Genomic DNA, 17,827 nt, shown 5'->3' on the forward strand with positions numbered 1-17,827 from the left:
ACGGTTTTTTCTATGTCCGATCTGGTTGGTTCTGCACCTTTCAACGTCAATGCTTTCAAGGAGGAGGACCTGTTCCCGATCCGCGAGGTGGCGCGGTTGACAGGCGTGAACCCGGTGACGCTGCGCGCCTGGGAACGGCGTTACGGCCTCATCCAGCCGGTTCGCACCGACAGTGGGCATCGGCTCTATTCGCCTGCCGACGTGGAAACCGTACGCAGCGTGCTGGCGTGGATCGAGCGCGGTGTGCCGGTCAGCAAGGTGGGGCGCATCCTGACCCGCAATGAAGCTGCCCAGGCCAGCGCCGCGCCCAGCTACGAATCGGCCACCTCGGGCGAGTGGGCGCAATGGCAGACCCGCCTGCTCGCCGCCGTACAGGCGTTCGATGAGACAGAGCTGGATCGTGTCTATGGCCAGGTGTTTTCCAGCTATCCGCTGTCGGTGACCTTCCAGGACATCATCATGCCGCTCTGGCAGCGCCTGCTGCTGCGCTATGGGCGGCCCGGCTATGGCAGCGAATGGCTGTTCTTCGATACCTATCTGCGTGCCCGGGTGTTGCAGCGTTTGCACAACCTGCGCGATCAGCCGGGGCGGCGCCTCTTGCTGGTGGCGCTGCCAGGCCGCTGTCGCGAGCTGGAGCTGCTGGTGACCGGGCTGCAGCTCAACCCCGTCGATGCCGCGGTGCAGGTGCTGGGCATCGGCCAGGCGCTGGAGGAATTACCCCAGGTATGCGGCAAGGTGCAGCCGGTGGCCGTGGTGGTGTTTTCCAACCAGGCGCCATCCGCCGATACCCGGCAATTGCTCGAGCGCCTGTCGTTGAGCCTGGAGTGCCCCGTGGCACTGGTGGGCGAGGGCGCCGACCTGTTGGAAGAGAGCTTCAAAGGCTCGGCGATTGCTTGTCTGGGAAGCGATGGGCGGCTGATGCGCCGCCGCTTGCGGCAGTTTCTGGCCGGGCGCCTGGATACCTGATCGGCCCTATAAATTGTGGGCGTGGGGGTACAGCTTGCGGTGCTGCTGGTAGAGGTGGGCCTGCAGGCGCTCGCTGCTGTCCTCGTCCAGGGTCAACTCGTAGGCGAGCAGGCCGTCATCGGTGATGCGCACCAGGCTGCCCTGCAGAATCACCGGCTCGACATCGTCGATATCCAGGCCGAGGCTGAACCGCTGCGGCGGTGAGGCCTTGGCCGTCTGCGCCACCAACAGACCCGTCAGCGAGAGTTCCTGAACCTCCAGGCTGCTTGGCTGACCGTCGCGGCGCAGCAAAGGCTGCGCCGGTTCCAGCGGCAAGCGCCAGGCGCGGTGAAAGGAGCCTTCTTCGAAGATCTGCGGAGTGCCGAGTTCAAGGTGCGGGGCGTTCTGGGCGTCGGTCACCAGATGCGGGGTGAACGTCAGGCGCTGATTGTCGATGTGCGCCTCGATGGTCAATTGCTCCTTGGCGGCGCAAAGAGCCAACAGCTCGGCGGTCTGGCGCGCGGCATCGACCTGCAGAACCGGGTCCGGTTCGGCGGGGGCAGGAGCGTTTTCCGTAAGCTGCTGAATGAATTCCATTTCGAGGGGGGTTAACAGCGACGAGTCTTGCATTACGACTTCTGCGCAAGGTGGTGAGACTCCCTTGTGACAACTCGTCGGATGTTTCGTTACCGTTACCGCGATTTTTTCAGTTCGGCCAGTTCGGCGCGCAGGGCTTGAAGCTCGCTTTCCAGAGCCCGTACCCGCTCCTGGGCGGCAACATGTTCGCTGACGTTCTTCTGGATGCCGATGAAATAGGTGAGCTGATCGGCTTCGTTGAACACTGGCGTGATCGACAGCTCGTTCCAGAAGGTACTGCCGTCCTTGCGGTAATTACGAAGCACCTCGCGACAAGGCTGGCGGCTGTGAATGGCCTTGCGGATCAGCGCCGCGGCTGGCTGATCACGCTCCTCGCCCTGCAGAAATCGACAGTCCTGATAAAGGATTTCCTCGCTGCCGTAGCCGGTAAGGGTTTCGAATGCCGGGTTGGCATAGATGAGGATGTGATCCTCGCCTTCCTGTTCCGCGACCACGATGCCATCGTTCGAGGCCTCGACCACCCGTTGCAGCAAGTTGGCATTGATCATCACATGCGTCCCCTGTCGATTTTCGCCAGTCTACCAGAGGTGCGCGGCTTGCCCGCTTCGCTGGGTGCAGCAGGCGTTAGCCTGATGCCGCATAATGCGCGCAGTCTCAATCGATGGAGTTCTCATGAAAGTCGCGATTCTTTCCGGTTCGGTTTACGGCACCGCTGAAGAAGTGGCCCGACACGCCGAGTCGTTGCTCAAGGCTGCCGGTATCGACGCCTGGCACAACCCGCGTGCCACCCTGGGTGACGTCAAGGCGTTCGCGCCCGAGGCCTTTCTGATAGTGACCTCGACCACCGGCATGGGCGAGCTGCCGGACAACCTGCAGCCGCTGTATCACGATATCCGCGACCAGTTGCCGGCCTGGAGCGACCTGCCCGGTGGCGTGATCGCCCTGGGCGACTCCAGCTACGGCGATACCTACTGCGCGGGCGGCGAACAGGCCCGCGAACTGTATGGCGAACTGGGCATCCGTGAAGTGCTGCCGATGCTGCGTATCGATGCCAGTGAAAGTGTCACGCCCGAGCAGGATGCGGAGCCGTGGATCGGCGAATTTGTCGAGATGTTGCAGAAAAGCGACCGTCCATCCTGATGCTCGAACGTTGTTGAACCCCGGCCAGTCGGGTGTAGGGAGCGTTCGTTTTCATCGACGAAAGCGGATGAGCTTGCACACCAACTGGATGAAAGGTGACGACAATGAACAAGATGAAGATTCCTGCCCTCGTACTTAGCGGCCTGCTGGCCGGTGCCGTTCTGCCTGCCGTTGCGGATTCCAGTGCTCCGGCACCGGGCACCACCACGCCGCAGCCGTCGACCACACCGGGTGCCCCGCCGACCGATAACGGTATGATGACTCCTGGCACCCCGGCGCCTGGCACCGACGGTACCACCACCACGCCAGGCACGGGCACCGGTACCGGCAATGGCACTGGCGCGGGCTCTGATCCGATGCCGGGCGGCACCGGCACCAATGGTGGCGGCACCGGCGGCTCGGGTACTGGGACAGGTACTGGCACCGGCGGCGGCACCGGTGGTAGCGGCGGTGCCGGTGGCACTGGCGGCGGCGCCAGCCAGTAAGCGCTGATCGGTGTGGGTGTTTCTACCCCGAGGGGTCGGAAACACCCGCCCACGGCCAGGCCCTAGGGTCTGTTCCCGTTTCAGCGCGAGCCGCGTTGCCGCGAGAAATGGCCTCCGGTTAGGCGAAGGACGCAGGGAATGGTGGTTCCCTTGCCAAGTCCTGCAACGACAGCGGAGGTCATTTCCCGCGCAACCCTGAGGGCCGGGCCAGTTTTTGCGCGATGCGGCGTTACTCGATGGCTCATTTGGCCTGCCAAACCTCGCATCTGTGTGACCCACATGGATGTGGGAAATGCCGCAAGCCCGCCGGGAGCGGGCGCGGCCCTTGCCTCGCGCAAAAACTGGCTCCGGCGCGGCCGTGCGTGAAACGGGAACAGACCCTAGCGAGTGGCCTTGATTCCGTATTTGCGCAGGCGCGTGGCGATCGCGCTGTGTGAGGTATGCAAGCGTGCCGCCAGTTGGCGCGTCGAGGGATGGCTGACGTAGAGCCGCTCCAGCAACTCCTTCTCGAATGCCGATACAGCCGCCTCCAGGCTGATCACTTCCCCTCCCAACTGTTGCTGGGCCACTGCCGTGCCGGCGATGTCCAGATCATCGACCTGCACCAGATTGCTTTCGCAGATGGCGGCTGCGCGGAAAATCACGTTCTGCAACTGACGCACGTTACCCGGCCAGCGATTGCCGAGCAGGGCCGGATAGGTCTCCGGTGTCAGGCGGCACTGGGTACGCTGAATCTGCGCGCAGGCCTGCTGCATGAAATGGCGAGCCAGCAGCACGATGTCCTGACCGCGTTCGCGCAGCGGTGGCACTTGCAGGTTCAACACGTTCAGGCGATAGAACAGATCCTCGCGAAATTCGCCCTCGGCGACCATGCGCTCCAGGTCACGATGCGTGGCGCTGATGATGCGCACGTTCACGCGCTCTTCGCGGTCGCCACCGACCCGGCGAAAGGTGCCGTCGCTGAGAAAACGCAGCAGCTTGGCCTGCAGGTACGGCGACATCTCACCGATCTCGTCGAGAAACACCGTGCCGTGATTGGCCAACTCCAGCAGCCCGGGCTTGCCGCCGCGCTGGGCGCCGGTAAAGGCGCCGGGGGCGTAGCCGAACAGTTCGCTCTCGGCGAGGCTTTCCGGCAAAGCCGCGCAATTGAGTGCCAGGAACGGTGCGCCATGGCGCGGGCTCAGGGCATGGCAGGCACGCGCCACCAGCTCCTTGCCGGTGCCGGTTTCGCCATGAATCAGCAGCGGTGCATCGAGCGTCGCCACCCGCTGGGCGCGAGCCTTCAGGGTGCGGATGGGCAGCGAGTCGCCCAGCAGCGAATCGAATCCCTCGGCATGATCGTGGTGCAGCGCGGCCAGGCGCGCGCCGATGCGGCTGGGCTCGTAAAGGGTGAGCAGGGCACCCGCCAACTGGCCGGCTTCGGCGGTTTCGCTGATCGGGGCGGCGTCGAGCAGCAGCGCCTGGCCGTTGAGCGTCACTTCACGCAGCGGCAGGCGAAAATGCTGGTCGAGCAGCGCTTGGTGCAGATCGGCGTCGGCGAACAACTCGCCCAGCGCTTCGCCCTCCGGCTCACGGCCGCACAGGGCGATCAGCGCCGGATTGGCCAGCAGCACGCGGCCGCCGCCATCGACCGCCAGCACCGGATCGCTCATGGCGGCGAGCAAGGCGTCGAGCTGCAGGCGCCGGCGTTGCCCCGGCAGGATGTCGACCACCGTCACCGCCTGCACGCCGCGCACCTTGAACAGTGCATCGCGCAATTCGTCGAGCACCTCGGCACTGAGCGTCGGCGCATCGATGTAGACGTTGGGCGGTACCATCTCCACGGCGTCGAGATTGAGGTTGCGACCGCCCAACAGGGCGAGCACCTCCTGGGTGATTCCAACGCGATCGATGAAGGTGACGTGGATGCGCATGACGAGCCGAGGCGAGGGGAGAACGGTGGCGCAGTATGCCCGGTCTGCGCCGCGGCTGTTAACCATCACGGATCGTTAATCTGAGGGTAACGATCTTCCGTCGGGCTTGATTGATGGCCTTCGCCGCGACTTCTAAGGTGCCTCCACGACAGCGGAACTCGTGGAGTCTTCAATGACAACAACAATATCCCCACCGCCGCAATGGTCGCGGCGCCGAGCCGAGAAAGCGCGGCGGCTCGGCCAGGTGCGTCATCTCGCCGATGGTGTGGTGCTGCCGAGCGACAAGATCGTCACGGCCCTCGAAGCCTTGATTGCTCCCGGCGATCGTGTGGTGCTCGAAGGTAACAACCAGAAGCAGGCGGATTTCCTCTCCCGCTCGCTGGCCCAGGTCGATCCCGGTTGCCTCCACGATCTGCACATGATCATGCCCAGCGTCAGCCGCGCCGAGCACCTCGACCTGTTCGAGCGCGGTATCGCCCGCAAGCTCGACTTTTCTTTCGCTGGCCCACAAAGCCTGCGCATCGGCCAACTGCTCGAAGACGGCCTGCTGGAAGTCGGCGCCATCCACACCTACATCGAACTCTACTCGCGCCTGTTGGTGGATCTGATCCCCAACGTCGCCCTGGTCGCCGGCTTCCAGGCCGACCGCCACGGCAACATCTACACCGGTCCGAGCACCGAGGACACCCCGGCGCTGGTCGAACCCACTGCCTTCAGCGACGGCATCGTGATCTTCCAGGTCAACGAGATCGTCGACGAGCTGCCGCGGGTCGACATCCCGGCGTCCTGGGTCGACTTCGTGGTGGTGGCCGACAAGCCGTTCTACATCGAGCCGCTGTTCACCCGCGACCCGCGCCATATCAAGCCGGTGCACGTGCTGATGGCGATGATGGCGATCCGCGGCATCTACGAAAAACACAAGGTGCAGTCGCTCAACCATGGCATCGGCTTCAATACCGCCGCCATCGAGCTGATTCTGCCGACCTACGGCGAATCCCTGGGCCTGAAGGGCAAGATCTGCCGCAACTGGACGCTCAACCCGCACCCGACGCTGATCCCGGCCATCGAAAGCGGCTGGGTGGAAAGCGTGCATTGCTTCGGCACCGAGCTGGGCATGGAGGGCTACATCGCCCAGCGCCCGGACGTGTTCTTCACCGGTCGCGACGGCTCGATGCGCTCCAACCGCCTGATGTGCCAGCTGGCTGGGCAGTACGCGGTCGACCTGTTCATCGGTGCCACGCTGCAGGTGGACGGCGATGGTCATTCCTCCACCGTCACCCGCGGGCGCCTGGCCGGTTTCGGTGGGGCGCCGAACATGGGCCACGACCCGCGCGGGCGTCGCCACAGCACGCCAGCCTGGCTGGACATGGCCACGCCAGGCGGCGAAGGCCCGGTGACCCTGCTCGAACGCGGCAAGAAGCTGGTGGTGCAGATGGTCGAAACCTTCCAGGAGGGCGGCAAACCGACCTTCGTCGAGCGCCTGGATGCCGTGGACGTGGCGAAAAGGGCCGGCATGCCGCTGGCGCCGATCATGATCTACGGCGACGACGTCACCCATCTGCTCACCGAGGAAGGCATCGCCTACCTGTACAAGGCGCGCTCGCTGGAAGAGCGCCAGGCGATGATCGCTGCGGTCGCCGGCGTCACCGCCATCGGCCTGCGCCATGACCCGAAAGACACCGTGCGCATGCGCCGCGAAGGGTTGATCGCCCTGCCCGAAGACCTCGGCATTCGCCGCACCGATGCCAGCCGCGAACTGCTCGCGGCCAAGAACATCGCCGAGTTGGTCGAATGGTCGGGCGGCCTGTACAACCCACCCGCCAAATTCAGGAGTTGGTGATGAATGCACTCACTGCAATTCAGCCTCAGCTCTCGCTGTCCCTGGGCGATTGGCTGGCGGACCTCGCCGTCGATGCGCTGATCGACGAGGCCGACCTGTCGCCCAAGCCGGGGCTGGTCGACCGGCGTGGCAGCGGCGCCCATACCGACCTGCACCTGGGCCTGATGCATGCCTCGGCGCTGGCCCTGTGGCCGAGCTTCAAGGCCATGGCCGAGGCTGCGCAGCAAGGCGGCGAGATCGACGTATTTCTGCGTGAGGCGGTCGGTCGTATTGGCCGCGAAGGCGAAGAGGAGATGCTGCGCGTAACCGGCGGCGTCAACACCCACCGTGGTGCGATCTGGGCGCTCGGCCTGCTCAGCGCCGCGGCTGCACTCGACACCAGCGCCCTGGCACCAGCCCAGGTTGCGCTACGCGCCGCCCGCCTGGCCCTGCTCGATGACCGCGCCGTAACCGTGACGGGCGACAGCCATGGTGCTCAGGTCTGCCGTCTGTATGGCGTGCACGGTGCGCGCGAGGAGGCGCAACTGGGCTTCCCGGCGGTGATCCACCAGGCGCTGCCGCAACTGGCGCGCAGCCGCGCTGCCGGGGCAGGGGAGCAGAATGCCCGCCTCGATGCGCTGCTGGCGATCATGACTCAACTGGCCGACACCTGCGTGCTCTACCGCGCCGGCATGGCCGGGCTGACCCGCATGCAGAGCGGCGCCCGGGCGGTGCTTGCCGCGGGCGGCTGCGCCGGCCTCGAGGGGCGCCGCTACCTGCGTGATCTGGAGCGCGACATGCTGCACCTGCGCGCCTCGCCTGGCGGCGCTGCCGATCTGCTCGCCGCCGCCCTGTTCCTCGACCGCCTGCAGCATGGCCTGCCGGCGCAGCTTGGGAGTCTGTGAATGGAAACCCTGTCTTTTCGATTTCCTGCCGGCCAACCGGCTCAAGGCCGGGCGTTGGTGGGCTGCGTCGGTTCCGGCGACCTGGAAGTGATGCTCGAGCCCGGCCAGGCCGGCACCCTGGCGATCGAGGTGGTGACCTCGGTCAACGGCAGCGCACCGCGTTGGCAACTGCTGTTCGAGCGCATGTTCGGCGAGCAGCAACTGCCGGCGCTGAACATCGCCATCCACGATTTCGGCGCCACCCCGGGTGTGGTGCGCCTGCGTCTGGAGCAGGGCCTGGAGGAACTCAACCATGGCTGATCAGAACATTCAGCGCCTGCTGGCGCAGCGCAGTTTTACCGAACTCGGTGCCCGCGAGCGAGCGCGCGCGCTGCTCGATGCCGGCAGTTTTCGTGAGCTGCTCGATCCCTTCGCCCGGCTGATGTCGCCCTGGCTGCCGAAGCAGGGCATCGTGCCGCAAGCCGATGACGGCGTGGTGGTCGGCAAGGGGGCGCTCGACGGCCAACCCGCGGTGGTGATCGCTATCGAAGGCGCCTTCCAGGGCGGCAGCCTCGGGGAAGTGGGCGGCGCGAAGATCGCAGGCGCCCTGGAACTGGCCGCCGAAGACAACCGTAACGGCACGCCGACCCGCGCCGTGCTGCTGCTGGAAACCGGCGGCGTGCGCCTGCAGGAAGCCAACCTGGGTCTGGCCGCCATCGCCGAGATCCAGGCCGCCATCGTCGATCTGCGCCAGTACCAGCCGGTTATCGGCCTGGTGGCCGGCCCGGTCGGCTGCTTTGGCGGCATGTCCATCGCCGCCGGACTGTGCAGTTACCTGCTGGTCACCCGTGAGGCGCGCCTGGGTCTCAATGGTCCGCAAGTGATCGAACAGGAGGCCGGGCTGGACGAATATGACTCGCGCGACCGCCCGTTCATCTGGAGCCTGACCGGTGGCGAGCAGCGCCATGCCAGCGGCCTGGTCGATGGCTACGTGGCCGATGACGTCGAGGCCATCTGCAGCGAGCTGCATGGCTTGTTCGCCAAGGGCCGGCCGGCGCAGGAACGCAGCCGTCGCCACGCCTGGTTCCTCGAGCGCCTGGGCGCCGTCGACACTTCCATCCAGGCCGATGCCGCTGCCGTACGCAGCGCCTACCAGGGAGCATGACCATGACCACTGCACTGGAACAACGCGGCCTGCACTGGTTCAACGCCTTGGCCGGCAAGACGCAGCCGATTTCCGGGCTGCCCGCCTCGCTGCGGGTAGCCGACGGCGAGCTGGCCGGCCAGCCGGTGCGCTATCTGGCGGTGATCGCCGATGCCGGCAACCCCTTTCCCCGGGCTCGCAACGGTGAGGTCGGCCTGCTCGAAGGCTGGGGCCTGGCTCAGGCGGTCGACGAGGCCATCGAGGCGGATCGCGACAAAGCGCACAAGCGCGCGCTGATCGCCATCGTCGACGTGCCGAGCCAGGCCTATGGCCGCCGCGAAGAAGCCTACGGTATCCATCAGGCCCTGGCCGGCGCGGTGGACGCCTATGCCCGTGCCCGCTTGGCCGGCCATGGGGTGATCGGTTTGCTGGTGGGCAAGGCCATGTCCGGCGCCTTTCTCGCCCATGGCTACCAGGCCAATCGGCTGATCGCCCTGCGCGACGCCGGGGTGATGGTGCATGCCATGGGCAAGGCCGCCGCCGCGCGCATCACCCTGCGCAGCGTCGATGAGCTGGAGGCGCTGGCCGCCAGCGTGCCGCCAATGGCTTACGACCTGGATAACTACGCCTCGCTCGGTCTGCTCGCCGAGGTGCTCGACGTGGAGCAGGTGACGCAGCCCACGGCTGCCGACCTGAGCCGCGTGCAGGACGCCCTGAGCCGTGCCCTGGCGGACATCGCCTTCAGCCCTCGAGACTTGCGCAACCGCCTGGGCGCCGCCAATCGCGCGGCCTCCTCGCAGGTGCGCGAATTGCTGCGCGCGCAGTGGTAGGAGCCGATCATGCATGGCCCTCGTCCACATGACCTGCTCTGGGGCCTGCGCCCCGAGCACCTGCCGCAGGAGGCGCCAGCCTGGGCTCGCGCTGCCCTGGGCGGGCATGTGCCGGTGGTGGTGCGCCGTGCGGCGGCCGAGCCCGGCTGGGTCGCGGTGGGCGTACGTGGCGTTGCGCGTGAACAGCGGTATGCGGCCTGGATGCGCCTGACCGATATCAGTCGTCTGGTCAGCCCCCAGGCGGTCGCCATGGCCGGGCGCTGGCGCCGTCATGCCCAGCCCCACTGGCCGGTGCTGCGGGCCCTGAGCCAACTGGCGCCGCGTCTCGATGCCCAGGGCCTGGCCTGGGGCGTCACCGGCAGCCTGGGCTTCGAGCTGGCCAGCGGCATCGCTGCCGCGCATCCGGACAGCGACCTCGACCTGTCGCTGCGCGCGCCCCACCCTCTGTCTCGGGGGTGGGCCCGTACCCTGTGCCACCTGCTGGACGGCGCGCCGGGGCGTATCGACCTGCAACTGGAAACACCCCATGGCGCCGTGGCGCTGCGTGAATGGGCCGGCGAGGCGCCGCGCGTGTTGCTGAAAACCCAGAGCGGTCCGCTGCTGGTCAGCGATCCTTGGCAACGCCAGCAGGTGGCGGCATGAGCGCGTTGTGGGCCTTTCCAGGTCAAGGCGCCCAGCAGCCCGGCATGCTGCACAGCTTGCCGGCTGACCCCATCGTTGCCGCGTGCCTCGCGGAAGCCGAGGCCGTGCTCGGCCAGCCCCTTGTCGAGCTGGATTCTGCCGAGGCGTTGCAAGGCACCCGCGCCGTCCAGCTGTGCCTGCTGATTGCCGGGGTGGCAGGCGCGCGTCTGTTGAGGGCCCGTGGTCTGTCGGCCGATTACGTGGCGGGCCTGTCCATTGGCGCGTATGCCGCAGCGGTGGTCGCCGAGGCACTGAGTTTCGCCGATGCGCTGCGGCTGGTGGCCCTGCGTGGCCAGCTGATGCAGCAGGCGTATCCCGAGGGCTACGGCATGACGGCGATTCTCGGTCTCGATCTGAATACCATCGAGCGCTTGCTGGCCGAGGTGAATGGCTCGCAGTCGCCGGTATTTCTGGCCAACATCAATGCCGAAAACCAGGTGGTGATCGCTGGTAGCCACACGGCGATGCAGGCCGTGGGCGGGCGTGCCCGAGCGGCCGGGGCAGGGGCGGTGAAGCCTCTGGCGGTCAGCGTGCCCTCGCATTGCGTACTGCTCGCCGAACCGGCGGCAAGGCTGGGCGAAGCGTTCGCCGATGTCGCAGTGCGGCGTCCTGCCGTTCGCTACCTGAGCGGCAGCACCGCGCGGCTGCTGAGCGAGCCCGAGGCGCTGCGTGACGACCTGGCCAACAACATGTGCCGGATCGTGGACTGGGCCGGCGTTCTACAAACTGCGTTCGAACGAGGCGTGCGGCTGCACCTCGAACTGCCGCCCGGCGGCGTACTCAGTGGTCTGGCCCGGCGTGTGTTCGAGCCGGCAATGGTCGTCGCCTTTCAGGGCTCGCGCCTGGATACCCTGGAGGCGCTGCTGCGTCAGGAGGTGAACCGGAGCCTATAACAACGTCCGATTGCCGAAGCACAAGAACAATAACTTCGATGCGTCAACGAGGATAACAACAATGATCACCCACCGACGAACTCCACTCGCCACCCGTACCCGTTCCGGCCTCAACCGGCCACTGGCCGCTGCGCCATTGAAGGCAATCTTCCAGGTGCACCCATGACGTACGCAGCGGCGCACGGCCAGGCAGCACCCATGGATGGCGTGTCGCCATCGGATGAAACCAACCAGGTGTCTCGGGAGGGCGTATGAGTCCGGAAATCGCAACGATCATCGGCCTGGTGATCATGTTCATCGTGGCTACGGCGCTGCCCATCAACATGGGGGCCGTCGGTTTTGCATTGGCTTTCATCGTCGGCGGTATCTGGGTCGGGATGGGGGGCAAGGAGGTTCTGGCGGGCTTTCCTGCCGATCTGTTCCTGACCCTGGTCGGCATCACCTATCTGTTCGCCATCGCCCAGAAAAACGGCACCATCGACCTGCTGGTGCATTGGGCGGTAAAGGCCGTGCGCGGCCATATCGTGGCCATTCCGTGGGTGATGTTCATCGTCACTGCGGTGCTCACCGCATTCGGCGCACTGGGCCCGGCGGCGGTGGCGATCATCGGCCCGGTGGCGCTGCGCTTCGCCAAGCAATACCAGATCAACCCGCTGATGATGGGCCTGCTGGTGATCCACGGCGCCCAGGCGGGCGGCTTCTCGCCGATCAGCGTGTACGGCGGCATCACCAATCAGGTGGTGCAGAAGGCCGGGCTGGAGGTGTCGGAAATGGCTGTATTCCTCACCAGCCTCGGTTTCAACCTGCTGATGGCGTTCATCTGTTTCTTCGCCTTTGGCGGCATCGCACTGCTTCGCCGTGGACGTGCCGTGGCCGATGAACCGTTGATCGCCGGCGTCCAGGCGTCGTCGCGCCAGTTCGCCATCGAGGGCCATGGTGCAGTGGTTAGCGCCGGTGGTGGCACCTTGTCCAATGATCCGCAGGCGCTGGACGAAGTGCGCATCAACCGCGATCACCTGATCACCCTGGTCGGCCTGCTGGGCCTGGGGATCGCTGCCCTGGCGTATGACCTCAACGTCGGCCTGGTGGCGATCACCGTCGCTGTCGCCATCGCGATCATCTCGCCCTCCGCGCAGAAGGGCGCGGTGGACGGCATCAGCTGGTCCACGGTGCTGCTGATCAGCGGCGTGGTGACCTATGTCGCCGTGCTGCAGAAGGCCGGCGCGGTCGACTTCGTCGGCCACGGCGTCAGCGCCATCGGTATTCCGCTCCTGGGGGCGCTGCTGGTCTGCTATGTCGGCGGCATCGTCTCTGCCTTCGCGTCGTCGGCAGCGGTGCTGGGTGCCACCATCCCGCTGGCGGTTCCGTTTCTGATGCAGGGCCAGCTCAGCGCCGCAGGGGTGATCTGCGCGCTGGCGATCTCCTCGACCGTGGTGGACGTCAGCCCGTTCTCCACCAACGGCGCGCTGGTGGTGGCGTCGGCCGCGAAGGAAGAGCGCGAAGCTCTGTTTCGTCGCTTCCTCGTCTACAGCGGCCTGGTGGTGGCGTTCGGCCCGCTGCTGGCGTGGCTGCTGTTCGTGGTGCCGGGCTGGATGTAAAACGGATGCAGGTGACGACCGCGAGTCGTCACCTGCCGTCCCGTATCAGGCCGTCTGTCCCAGGCTGTACATCCGGCATTCGGCCAGGAGCGCCAGCAGGTTCGGATCGCGCTCCCTGGCCTTGAGAAACACCACGCCAATATGCTGCTGCACCTGGTACTTGGCCTGTAGCGCGATCAATTTCATGCGGTTTTCGTAAACCGCCGCCACGCGCCCCGGCAACAGCGCATAGCCGACGCCGGAACTGACCATGCTGAGCAGGGTGAAGATGTCCTTCACCTGCATCGCCACCTTGGGCTCGAAGCCGGCTTGTTCGAAGACCCGCGCACCATCGCGGAAGGTCGCATAGCCCTGGGTCAGGGTAATGAAGGTGTCGTCGCAGAGGTCTGCCAAATCCACCTCGGCGTGTTCGGCGAAGGGCGAGTCGTTGGGCGCTGCCAGAAAGATGTCGTCGGAAAACAGCGGCAGCTGTTCGCAGTCCGGATCGCTGACGCTGTCATCGAGAGCGATGAGAATGGCGTCCAGCTCCATGTTCTTGAGCTTGTACATCAGGTCGACGTTGGAGCCGAGGATCAGGTCTATATTGAGTTCGCTGCGCCGCAGCTTGAGGCCCATGATCAGTTGCGGCACGGTTTTCACCGTCAGCGAATAGAGGGCGCCAAGTTTGAAACGCTCGGCCCCGAACCCCGCTGCTTCGCGGGCCAGGCGCACCATTTCCTCGGCGTCCTGGATCAGCTTCTGGGCTTTTTCTTCCAGCACGTAGGCGCTTTCCAGCGGGATCAGGTTGCGTCCCTGGTGCTTGAACAGCGGGCAGCGCAGCGCGTTTTCCAACGAGTGGATGGCGCGGTGCACGCTGACGTTACTGGTGTTCAGCTCGCTGGCCGCGCGTGCCAGGTTGCCGCTGCGCATGAACGCCAGGAAGATTTCCAGCTTCTTGAGCGTCAATTCCTCATCGATCTGCATGGGCCAGATCCAATCCCTGGTGATATGGACGTGGCCCGATTGTGCCGCAGATGAACCGCGCTGTGGGGAATCAGCCGCAGGCGATACGTTCGATGACTTCGGCTTCGGTGATATCGATGTTCAAGCGCTGCGAATCGTAGTCCAGGGTCACCATGTCGCCGGGCGACAGCACGCGGGCGGTGCGCGCGCCGGACTGCTCGCGGGCCTGCTCGACGATTTCGGCGGTGGCGACCTGGCCGAGCAGGCTCTGTGCGGCTTCGGCACTGCATTTGCCGTTGCTGTTGGCGGGTTTCGACGCCTGGGTGGGTGCTGTGTCGGTCGAACTGCAGCCGGCGAGCAGGGCGAGCAGAGCGGCGCCGCCAATCAGGTGTTTGAAAGCCATTGCATGATCCTTGTGTGTGAAGGGTTCGCGGTGAAGTAGGTGAGTGTGCCGTGTATCGGACTCGGTTGTCGTGCCCGTGTTCCGAATTCACGCAATCGCAGCATGCTCGCCAGGGCGAGCGACCGGCATCTATTGCGTGCAGGCGGCAGCCGATCTTGCACCGGCACAGGCAGTGTCGTCAGGCGGCTCAGCGCGCAGGGCAACATTTCTTTACAATGGCCCGCTGTTTTCAGGATCGAGGCGTACCGTGCAACCGGTCATTTCCATTCAGCAGTTGAACAAGACCTACGCGTCGGGCCACCCGGCGCTCAAATCCATCGACCTGGATATCCGCAAGGGCGAGATCTTCGCGCTGCTCGGCCCCAATGGCGCTGGCAAGACCACACTGATCAGCATCATCTGCGGCATCGTCAATCCGGGCAGCGGTTCGGTCACGGTCGCCGGCCACGACATCCTGCGCGACTACCGTGCGGCCCGCTCGAAGATCGGCCTGGTGCCCCAGGAGCTGTTCAACGAAGGTTTCGAGAGCGTGTGGGCAGCCGTGCGCTTCAGCCGCGGGCTGTTCGGCAAGTCGCCGGATAACGCTTACCTTGAGCAACTGCTGCGCGACCTGTCGCTGTGGGATAAGAAGGATGCGCGCATCTTCGAACTCTCCGGCGGCATGAAGCGCCGGGTGATGATCGCCAAGGCGCTGTCCCACGAGCCGGAGATCCTGTTTCTCGACGAACCGACTGCGGGCGTGGACGTCGAGTTGCGCCGCAACATGTGGGAAATGGTGCGCAAACTGCGCGAGCGCGGTGTGACCATCATCCTCACCACCCACTACATCGAAGAAGCCGAGGAGATGGCCGACCGCATCGGCGTGATCCGCAAGGGCGAGATCATCCTGGTGCAGGACAAGGACACCCTGATGCGCCAGCTCGGCCAGAAGCAGCTGACCCTGCACTTGCAGCAGCCGCTCGTCGAGCTGCCGCCCGCGCTGCAGCGCGACGACCTGCAACTGCGTGATGACGGTCATGAACTGGTCTACAGCTTTGACGGCCAGCAGGACGACACCGGCATTGCCGAGCTGCTGCAAGCCTTGGCCCAGCACGGCATCTCCTTCAAGGACCTGCAGTCGAGTGAGCGCTCGCTGGAAGATATTTTCGTCAGTCTAGTGAAGGAGCAGGCATGAATTTCTACGCGATCCGCGCCATCTACCTGTTCGAGTTGGCGCGCACCTGGCGCACCCTGCTGCAGAGCATCGCCACCCCGGTGATCACCACCTCGCTGTACTTCGTGGTGTTCGGCTCGGCCATCGGTTCGAGCATGACCCAGGTGCACGGCGTCAGCTACGGCGCCTTCATCATTCCTGGCCTGATCATGCTGGCGCTGCTGACCGAGAGCATTTCCAACGCCTCGTTCGGCATCTACATGCCCAAGTATTCGGGGACCATCTACGAAGTGCTGTCGGCGCCGATTTCCTACCTGGAGATTCTCGTCGGTTACGTCGGTGCGGCGGCCACCAAGTCCATCGTGCTCGGTTTGATCATCCTCGCCACGGCGCGGCTTTTCGTCGATTTCGAGATTCTGCATCCGCTGTGGATGCTGGCTTTCCTGGTGCTCACGGCGCTGACCTTCAGCCTGTTCGGCTTCATCATCGGCGTCTGGGCCGATGGCTGGGAAAAGCTGCAGATCGTCCCGGCGCTGATCGTCACGCCGCTGACCTTTCTCGGCGGCAGCTTCTACTCGATCAGCATGCTGCCGCCGGTATGGCAGACGGTGACCCTGTTCAACCCGGTGGTGTACCTGATCAGCGCGTTTCGCTGGAGCTTCTACGGCGTATCGGACGTCAACGTGATGGTCAGCCTGGGCATGATCCTGGGCTTTCTGCTGGCCTGCATTCTGACCGTAGGGTGGATTTTCAAAACTGGCTATCGCCTGAAAAGTTGAAAAAGCTGCTGCGCGTCGGCCCTGCTGCGTTAAAAACAGGCTCGCATGATCCTAGCTCGCGAGCTTTTCGTCAGTGTTGAAGGGTGGGTTCCGAGCTTTTTTCATGCCATTATCCGGCGCAGAAGAATGCCGAGAATGCCCATGCTGGACGAGTTACTCCAACGCGTTCGTGGTTACAGCCCACGTTTCATGGAAACCCAGGAGGGCTTTCCCGAAGCGGCGGTGCTGGTACCCATCACCCGCAGCGACGAGCCCGAAGTTGTGCTCACGCTGCGCGCCAGCGGCCTGTCCACCCACGGTGGCGAAGTCGCGTTCCCCGGTGGCCGGCGTGATCCGGAAGACCGTGATCTGATCGAAACCGCCCTGCGTGAAGCCGAGGAGGAAATCGGCCTGCCACCCGGGCTGGTGGAGATCGTCGGGCCGCTGGGCACCCTGGTTTCCAGGCACGGTATCCAGGTCACGCCCTACGTCGGCGTGGTACCGGATTTCGTCGACTACCAGGCCAACGATGGCGAGATCGCCGCGGTATTCTCGGTGCCGCTGGTGTTCTTTCGTGACGACCCCCGCGAAGTCACCCATCGCATCGATTACCTCGGGCAAAGCTGGTACGTGCCGAGCTATCGCTATGGCGAATACAAGATCTGGGGGCTGACGGCGATCATGCTGGTTGAGCTGGTCAACCTGGTTTACGACGCTGACATCGACATGCGCCGCCCGCCCGAGCACTACATTCACCTCAAGTGAACCTGCCTGCGAGACTCCCGTCATGAAATACTGCCTGGGCAACGCCCGCGTCGAACAGCATCCACAAAGCTGGATCGCCCCCAACGCCACGGTGATCGGCAACGTGCGCCTGGACGAGGGCGCCAGCGTCTGGTTCGGCGCCGTGCTGCGTGGCGACAACGAACTCATTCATATCGGCCAGAACAGTAACGTACAGGACGGCGCGGTGATGCACACCGACCCCGGCTCGCCACTCACCCTGGGTACCGGCGTGACCGTTGGCCACAACGCCATGTTGCATGGCTGCACGGTAGGCGATTACAGCCTGATCGGCATCAACGCCGTGGTGCTCAACGGTGCGCGTATCGGCAAGCACTGCATCATCGGCGCCAACGCGCTGATCGCCGAGGGCAAGGAAATTCCCGATGGCTCGCTGGTGGTGGGCTCGCCGGGCAAGGTGGTGCGTGAGCTCACCGAATCGCAGAAGAAGATGCTCGAAGCCGGGGCCGCCCACTACGTGCACAACGCCAAGCGCTACGCCGCTGAACTGGCCGAGCAGGACGACTGATGCAAACCCTCGAACGCCCGGTCGCTTCGCCCTGCGTGCATGTCTGTGCGCTGGATGAAGAAGACATCTGCATCGGTTGCCAGCGCAACGTCGATGAAATCACCCGCTGGAGCCGCATGGAAAACGCCGAGCGCCGTGAGGTGCTGCAGCTTTGCCACGAGCGGGCCCGCGACAAGGGCATTTTGCTTTAAGGATCTGTTCACGGTCTTTTTAAGCGACATCCATAGGCTGCTACAAGGCAGAAGCAGACATTCAAACCAACCTGTGGGAGCCCCGACCTCGGGGCGAAACGATTGCAGCCTGACTGCCTATTTCGGCGGTGCCTGAGCG

21 protein-coding genes are annotated in these 17,827 nt (G+C 65.0%); 16 read left to right on the forward strand and 5 right to left on the reverse strand.

Translation table 11 applies throughout. The features are described from left to right. Positions 1 to 12: 12 nt before the first annotated feature. Positions 13 to 966, forward strand: a complete 954-nt coding sequence (locus BVH01_RS23755; RefSeq protein WP_075932693.1) for a MerR family transcriptional regulator — start codon at positions 13 to 15, stop codon at positions 964 to 966. Positions 967 to 972: 6 nt separating this feature from the next. On the opposite strand, the gene BVH01_RS23760 is transcribed toward BVH01_RS23755, so the two are convergent. Together BVH01_RS23760 and BVH01_RS23765 are read right to left on the reverse strand one after the other, a co-directional pair. Then, a complete protein-coding gene (locus tag BVH01_RS23760) occupies positions 973 to 1,575 on the reverse strand; it encodes a hypothetical protein (RefSeq protein WP_075932694.1) in 603 nt (200 codons plus the stop codon). 62 nt (positions 1,576 to 1,637) lie between these two features. Further along, on the reverse strand, positions 1,638 to 2,090 hold the full coding sequence (locus BVH01_RS23765; protein WP_075932695.1) for a PAS domain-containing protein: 453 nt from the start codon (positions 2,088 to 2,090) through the stop codon (positions 1,638 to 1,640). A 124-nt stretch (positions 2,091 to 2,214) separates the two neighbouring features. On the opposite strand from BVH01_RS23765, the gene BVH01_RS23770 reads away from it, so the two are divergent. Further along, positions 2,215 to 2,682, forward strand: a complete 468-nt coding sequence (locus BVH01_RS23770) for a flavodoxin (RefSeq protein ID WP_075932696.1) — start codon at positions 2,215 to 2,217, stop codon at positions 2,680 to 2,682. Between the two features lie 104 nt (positions 2,683 to 2,786). Next, entirely contained in the window at positions 2,787 to 3,167 is a 381-nt protein-coding gene (locus BVH01_RS24775) for a hypothetical protein (RefSeq protein WP_075932697.1), read from the forward strand. 380 nt (positions 3,168 to 3,547) lie between these two features. On the opposite strand, the gene BVH01_RS23780 is transcribed toward BVH01_RS24775, so the two are convergent. Beyond that, a complete protein-coding gene (locus tag BVH01_RS23780) occupies positions 3,548 to 5,080 on the reverse strand; it encodes a sigma-54-dependent transcriptional regulator (protein WP_075932698.1) in 1,533 nt (510 codons plus the stop codon). Positions 5,081 to 5,252: 172 nt separating this feature from the next. On the opposite strand from BVH01_RS23780, the gene mdcA reads away from it, so the two are divergent. The 8 genes from mdcA to BVH01_RS23820 all read left to right on the forward strand — a co-directional run bounded on the left by mdcA (position 5,253) and on the right by BVH01_RS23820 (position 12,929). Next, positions 5,253 to 6,920, forward strand: a complete 1,668-nt coding sequence (gene mdcA / locus BVH01_RS23785; RefSeq protein ID WP_075932699.1) for a malonate decarboxylase subunit alpha — start codon at positions 5,253 to 5,255, stop codon at positions 6,918 to 6,920. After that, positions 6,920 to 7,804: a triphosphoribosyl-dephospho-CoA synthase gene (locus BVH01_RS23790; RefSeq protein ID WP_075932700.1), complete on the forward strand. Its 885-nt coding sequence runs from the start codon at positions 6,920 to 6,922 to the stop codon at positions 7,802 to 7,804. The genes mdcA and BVH01_RS23790 overlap by 1 nt, the downstream gene beginning before the upstream one ends. Further along, complete coding sequence (locus BVH01_RS23795; RefSeq protein WP_075932701.1) at positions 7,805 to 8,104, forward strand: malonate decarboxylase subunit delta; 300 nt, start codon at positions 7,805 to 7,807, stop codon at positions 8,102 to 8,104. Further along, positions 8,097 to 8,948: a biotin-independent malonate decarboxylase subunit beta gene (locus BVH01_RS23800; RefSeq protein WP_075932702.1), complete on the forward strand. Its 852-nt coding sequence runs from the start codon at positions 8,097 to 8,099 to the stop codon at positions 8,946 to 8,948. Before BVH01_RS23795 ends, BVH01_RS23800 begins: the two co-directional genes overlap by 8 nt. A 2-nt stretch (positions 8,949 to 8,950) precedes the next feature. After that, the gene (mdcE, locus tag BVH01_RS23805; RefSeq protein ID WP_075932703.1) at positions 8,951 to 9,757 is read left to right on the forward strand and encodes a biotin-independent malonate decarboxylase subunit gamma; all 807 of its coding nucleotides are present in this window, start codon (positions 8,951 to 8,953) and stop codon (positions 9,755 to 9,757) included. A gap of 9 nt (positions 9,758 to 9,766) precedes the next feature. Continuing rightward, positions 9,767 to 10,399 carry a malonate decarboxylase holo-ACP synthase gene (locus BVH01_RS23810; RefSeq protein WP_075932704.1) on the forward strand — a complete coding sequence of 211 codons (633 nt, stop codon included), beginning with the start codon at positions 9,767 to 9,769 and terminating at the stop codon, positions 10,397 to 10,399. Continuing rightward, positions 10,396 to 11,331 carry a malonate decarboxylase subunit epsilon gene (gene mdcH, locus BVH01_RS23815; protein WP_075932705.1) on the forward strand — a complete coding sequence of 312 codons (936 nt, stop codon included), beginning with the start codon at positions 10,396 to 10,398 and terminating at the stop codon, positions 11,329 to 11,331. The genes BVH01_RS23810 and mdcH overlap by 4 nt, the downstream gene beginning before the upstream one ends. 251 nt (positions 11,332 to 11,582) lie before the next feature. Further along, positions 11,583 to 12,929 (forward strand): SLC13 family permease, encoded by a 1,347-nt coding sequence (locus tag BVH01_RS23820; RefSeq protein ID WP_075932706.1) that lies wholly within the window; start codon positions 11,583 to 11,585, stop codon positions 12,927 to 12,929. Positions 12,930 to 12,974: 45 nt separating this feature from the next. Here BVH01_RS23820 and BVH01_RS23825 read toward each other — a convergent pair whose 3' ends face one another. Beyond that, a complete protein-coding gene (locus BVH01_RS23825) occupies positions 12,975 to 13,892 on the reverse strand; it encodes a LysR substrate-binding domain-containing protein (protein ID WP_075932707.1) in 918 nt (305 codons plus the stop codon). A 70-nt stretch (positions 13,893 to 13,962) separates the two neighbouring features. After that, complete coding sequence (locus BVH01_RS23830; protein ID WP_075932708.1) at positions 13,963 to 14,274, reverse strand: I78 family peptidase inhibitor; 312 nt, start codon at positions 14,272 to 14,274, stop codon at positions 13,963 to 13,965. Between the two features lie 247 nt (positions 14,275 to 14,521). Here BVH01_RS23830 and BVH01_RS23835 point away from each other — a divergent pair, with 247 nt between their 5' ends. From BVH01_RS23835 to BVH01_RS23855, 5 genes are all read left to right on the forward strand, one after another. Then, positions 14,522 to 15,448, forward strand: coding sequence for an ABC transporter ATP-binding protein (locus BVH01_RS23835; protein WP_075932709.1), 927 nt, complete (start codon positions 14,522 to 14,524; stop codon positions 15,446 to 15,448). Continuing rightward, complete coding sequence (locus tag BVH01_RS23840) at positions 15,445 to 16,206, forward strand: ABC transporter permease (protein WP_075932710.1); 762 nt, start codon at positions 15,445 to 15,447, stop codon at positions 16,204 to 16,206. The genes BVH01_RS23835 and BVH01_RS23840 overlap by 4 nt, the downstream gene beginning before the upstream one ends. A 141-nt stretch (positions 16,207 to 16,347) precedes the next feature. Further along, positions 16,348 to 16,950 carry a CoA pyrophosphatase gene (locus BVH01_RS23845; protein ID WP_075932716.1) on the forward strand — a complete coding sequence of 201 codons (603 nt, stop codon included), beginning with the start codon at positions 16,348 to 16,350 and terminating at the stop codon, positions 16,948 to 16,950. Between the two features lie 22 nt (positions 16,951 to 16,972). Beyond that, positions 16,973 to 17,497 carry a gamma carbonic anhydrase family protein gene (locus BVH01_RS23850; RefSeq protein ID WP_075932711.1) on the forward strand — a complete coding sequence of 175 codons (525 nt, stop codon included), beginning with the start codon at positions 16,973 to 16,975 and terminating at the stop codon, positions 17,495 to 17,497. After that, positions 17,497 to 17,688: a DUF1289 domain-containing protein gene (locus tag BVH01_RS23855; protein ID WP_075932712.1), complete on the forward strand. Its 192-nt coding sequence runs from the start codon at positions 17,497 to 17,499 to the stop codon at positions 17,686 to 17,688. Before BVH01_RS23850 ends, BVH01_RS23855 begins: the two co-directional genes overlap by 1 nt. Positions 17,689 to 17,827: the final 139 nt, after the last annotated feature.

The sequence above is a fragment of the Pseudomonas sp. PA1(2017) genome (assembly GCF_001945375.1).
GTDB lineage: Bacteria > Pseudomonadota > Gammaproteobacteria > Pseudomonadales > Pseudomonadaceae > Aquipseudomonas.

What these genes read in the sequence shown, in the direction of transcription:
- BVH01_RS23755 (WP_075932693.1), top strand. Translation starts at nt 13, where the DNA reads ATGTCCGATCTGGTTGGTTCTGCACCTTTCAACGTCAATGCTTTCAAG.
- BVH01_RS23760 (WP_075932694.1), bottom strand. Translation starts at nt 1,575, where the DNA reads ATGCAAGACTCGTCGCTGTTAACCCCCCTCGAAATGGAATTCATTCAG.
- BVH01_RS23765 (WP_075932695.1), bottom strand. Translation starts at nt 2,090, where the DNA reads ATGATCAATGCCAACTTGCTGCAACGGGTGGTCGAGGCCTCGAACGAT.
- BVH01_RS23770 (WP_075932696.1), top strand. Translation starts at nt 2,215, where the DNA reads ATGAAAGTCGCGATTCTTTCCGGTTCGGTTTACGGCACCGCTGAAGAA.
- BVH01_RS24775 (WP_075932697.1), top strand. Translation starts at nt 2,787, where the DNA reads ATGAACAAGATGAAGATTCCTGCCCTCGTACTTAGCGGCCTGCTGGCC.
- BVH01_RS23780 (WP_075932698.1), bottom strand. Translation starts at nt 5,080, where the DNA reads ATGCGCATCCACGTCACCTTCATCGATCGCGTTGGAATCACCCAGGAG.
- mdcA (WP_075932699.1), top strand. Translation starts at nt 5,253, where the DNA reads ATGACAACAACAATATCCCCACCGCCGCAATGGTCGCGGCGCCGAGCC.
- BVH01_RS23790 (WP_075932700.1), top strand. Translation starts at nt 6,920, where the DNA reads ATGAATGCACTCACTGCAATTCAGCCTCAGCTCTCGCTGTCCCTGGGC.
- BVH01_RS23795 (WP_075932701.1), top strand. Translation starts at nt 7,805, where the DNA reads ATGGAAACCCTGTCTTTTCGATTTCCTGCCGGCCAACCGGCTCAAGGC.
- BVH01_RS23800 (WP_075932702.1), top strand. Translation starts at nt 8,097, where the DNA reads ATGGCTGATCAGAACATTCAGCGCCTGCTGGCGCAGCGCAGTTTTACC.
- mdcE (WP_075932703.1), top strand. Translation starts at nt 8,951, where the DNA reads ATGACCACTGCACTGGAACAACGCGGCCTGCACTGGTTCAACGCCTTG.
- BVH01_RS23810 (WP_075932704.1), top strand. Translation starts at nt 9,767, where the DNA reads ATGCATGGCCCTCGTCCACATGACCTGCTCTGGGGCCTGCGCCCCGAG.
- mdcH (WP_075932705.1), top strand. Translation starts at nt 10,396, where the DNA reads ATGAGCGCGTTGTGGGCCTTTCCAGGTCAAGGCGCCCAGCAGCCCGGC.
- BVH01_RS23820 (WP_075932706.1), top strand. Translation starts at nt 11,583, where the DNA reads ATGAGTCCGGAAATCGCAACGATCATCGGCCTGGTGATCATGTTCATC.
- BVH01_RS23825 (WP_075932707.1), bottom strand. Translation starts at nt 13,892, where the DNA reads ATGCAGATCGATGAGGAATTGACGCTCAAGAAGCTGGAAATCTTCCTG.
- BVH01_RS23830 (WP_075932708.1), bottom strand. Translation starts at nt 14,274, where the DNA reads ATGGCTTTCAAACACCTGATTGGCGGCGCCGCTCTGCTCGCCCTGCTC.
- BVH01_RS23840 (WP_075932710.1), top strand. Translation starts at nt 15,445, where the DNA reads ATGAATTTCTACGCGATCCGCGCCATCTACCTGTTCGAGTTGGCGCGC.
- BVH01_RS23845 (WP_075932716.1), top strand. Translation starts at nt 16,348, where the DNA reads ATGCTGGACGAGTTACTCCAACGCGTTCGTGGTTACAGCCCACGTTTC.
- BVH01_RS23850 (WP_075932711.1), top strand. Translation starts at nt 16,973, where the DNA reads ATGAAATACTGCCTGGGCAACGCCCGCGTCGAACAGCATCCACAAAGC.
- BVH01_RS23855 (WP_075932712.1), top strand. Translation starts at nt 17,497, where the DNA reads ATGCAAACCCTCGAACGCCCGGTCGCTTCGCCCTGCGTGCATGTCTGT.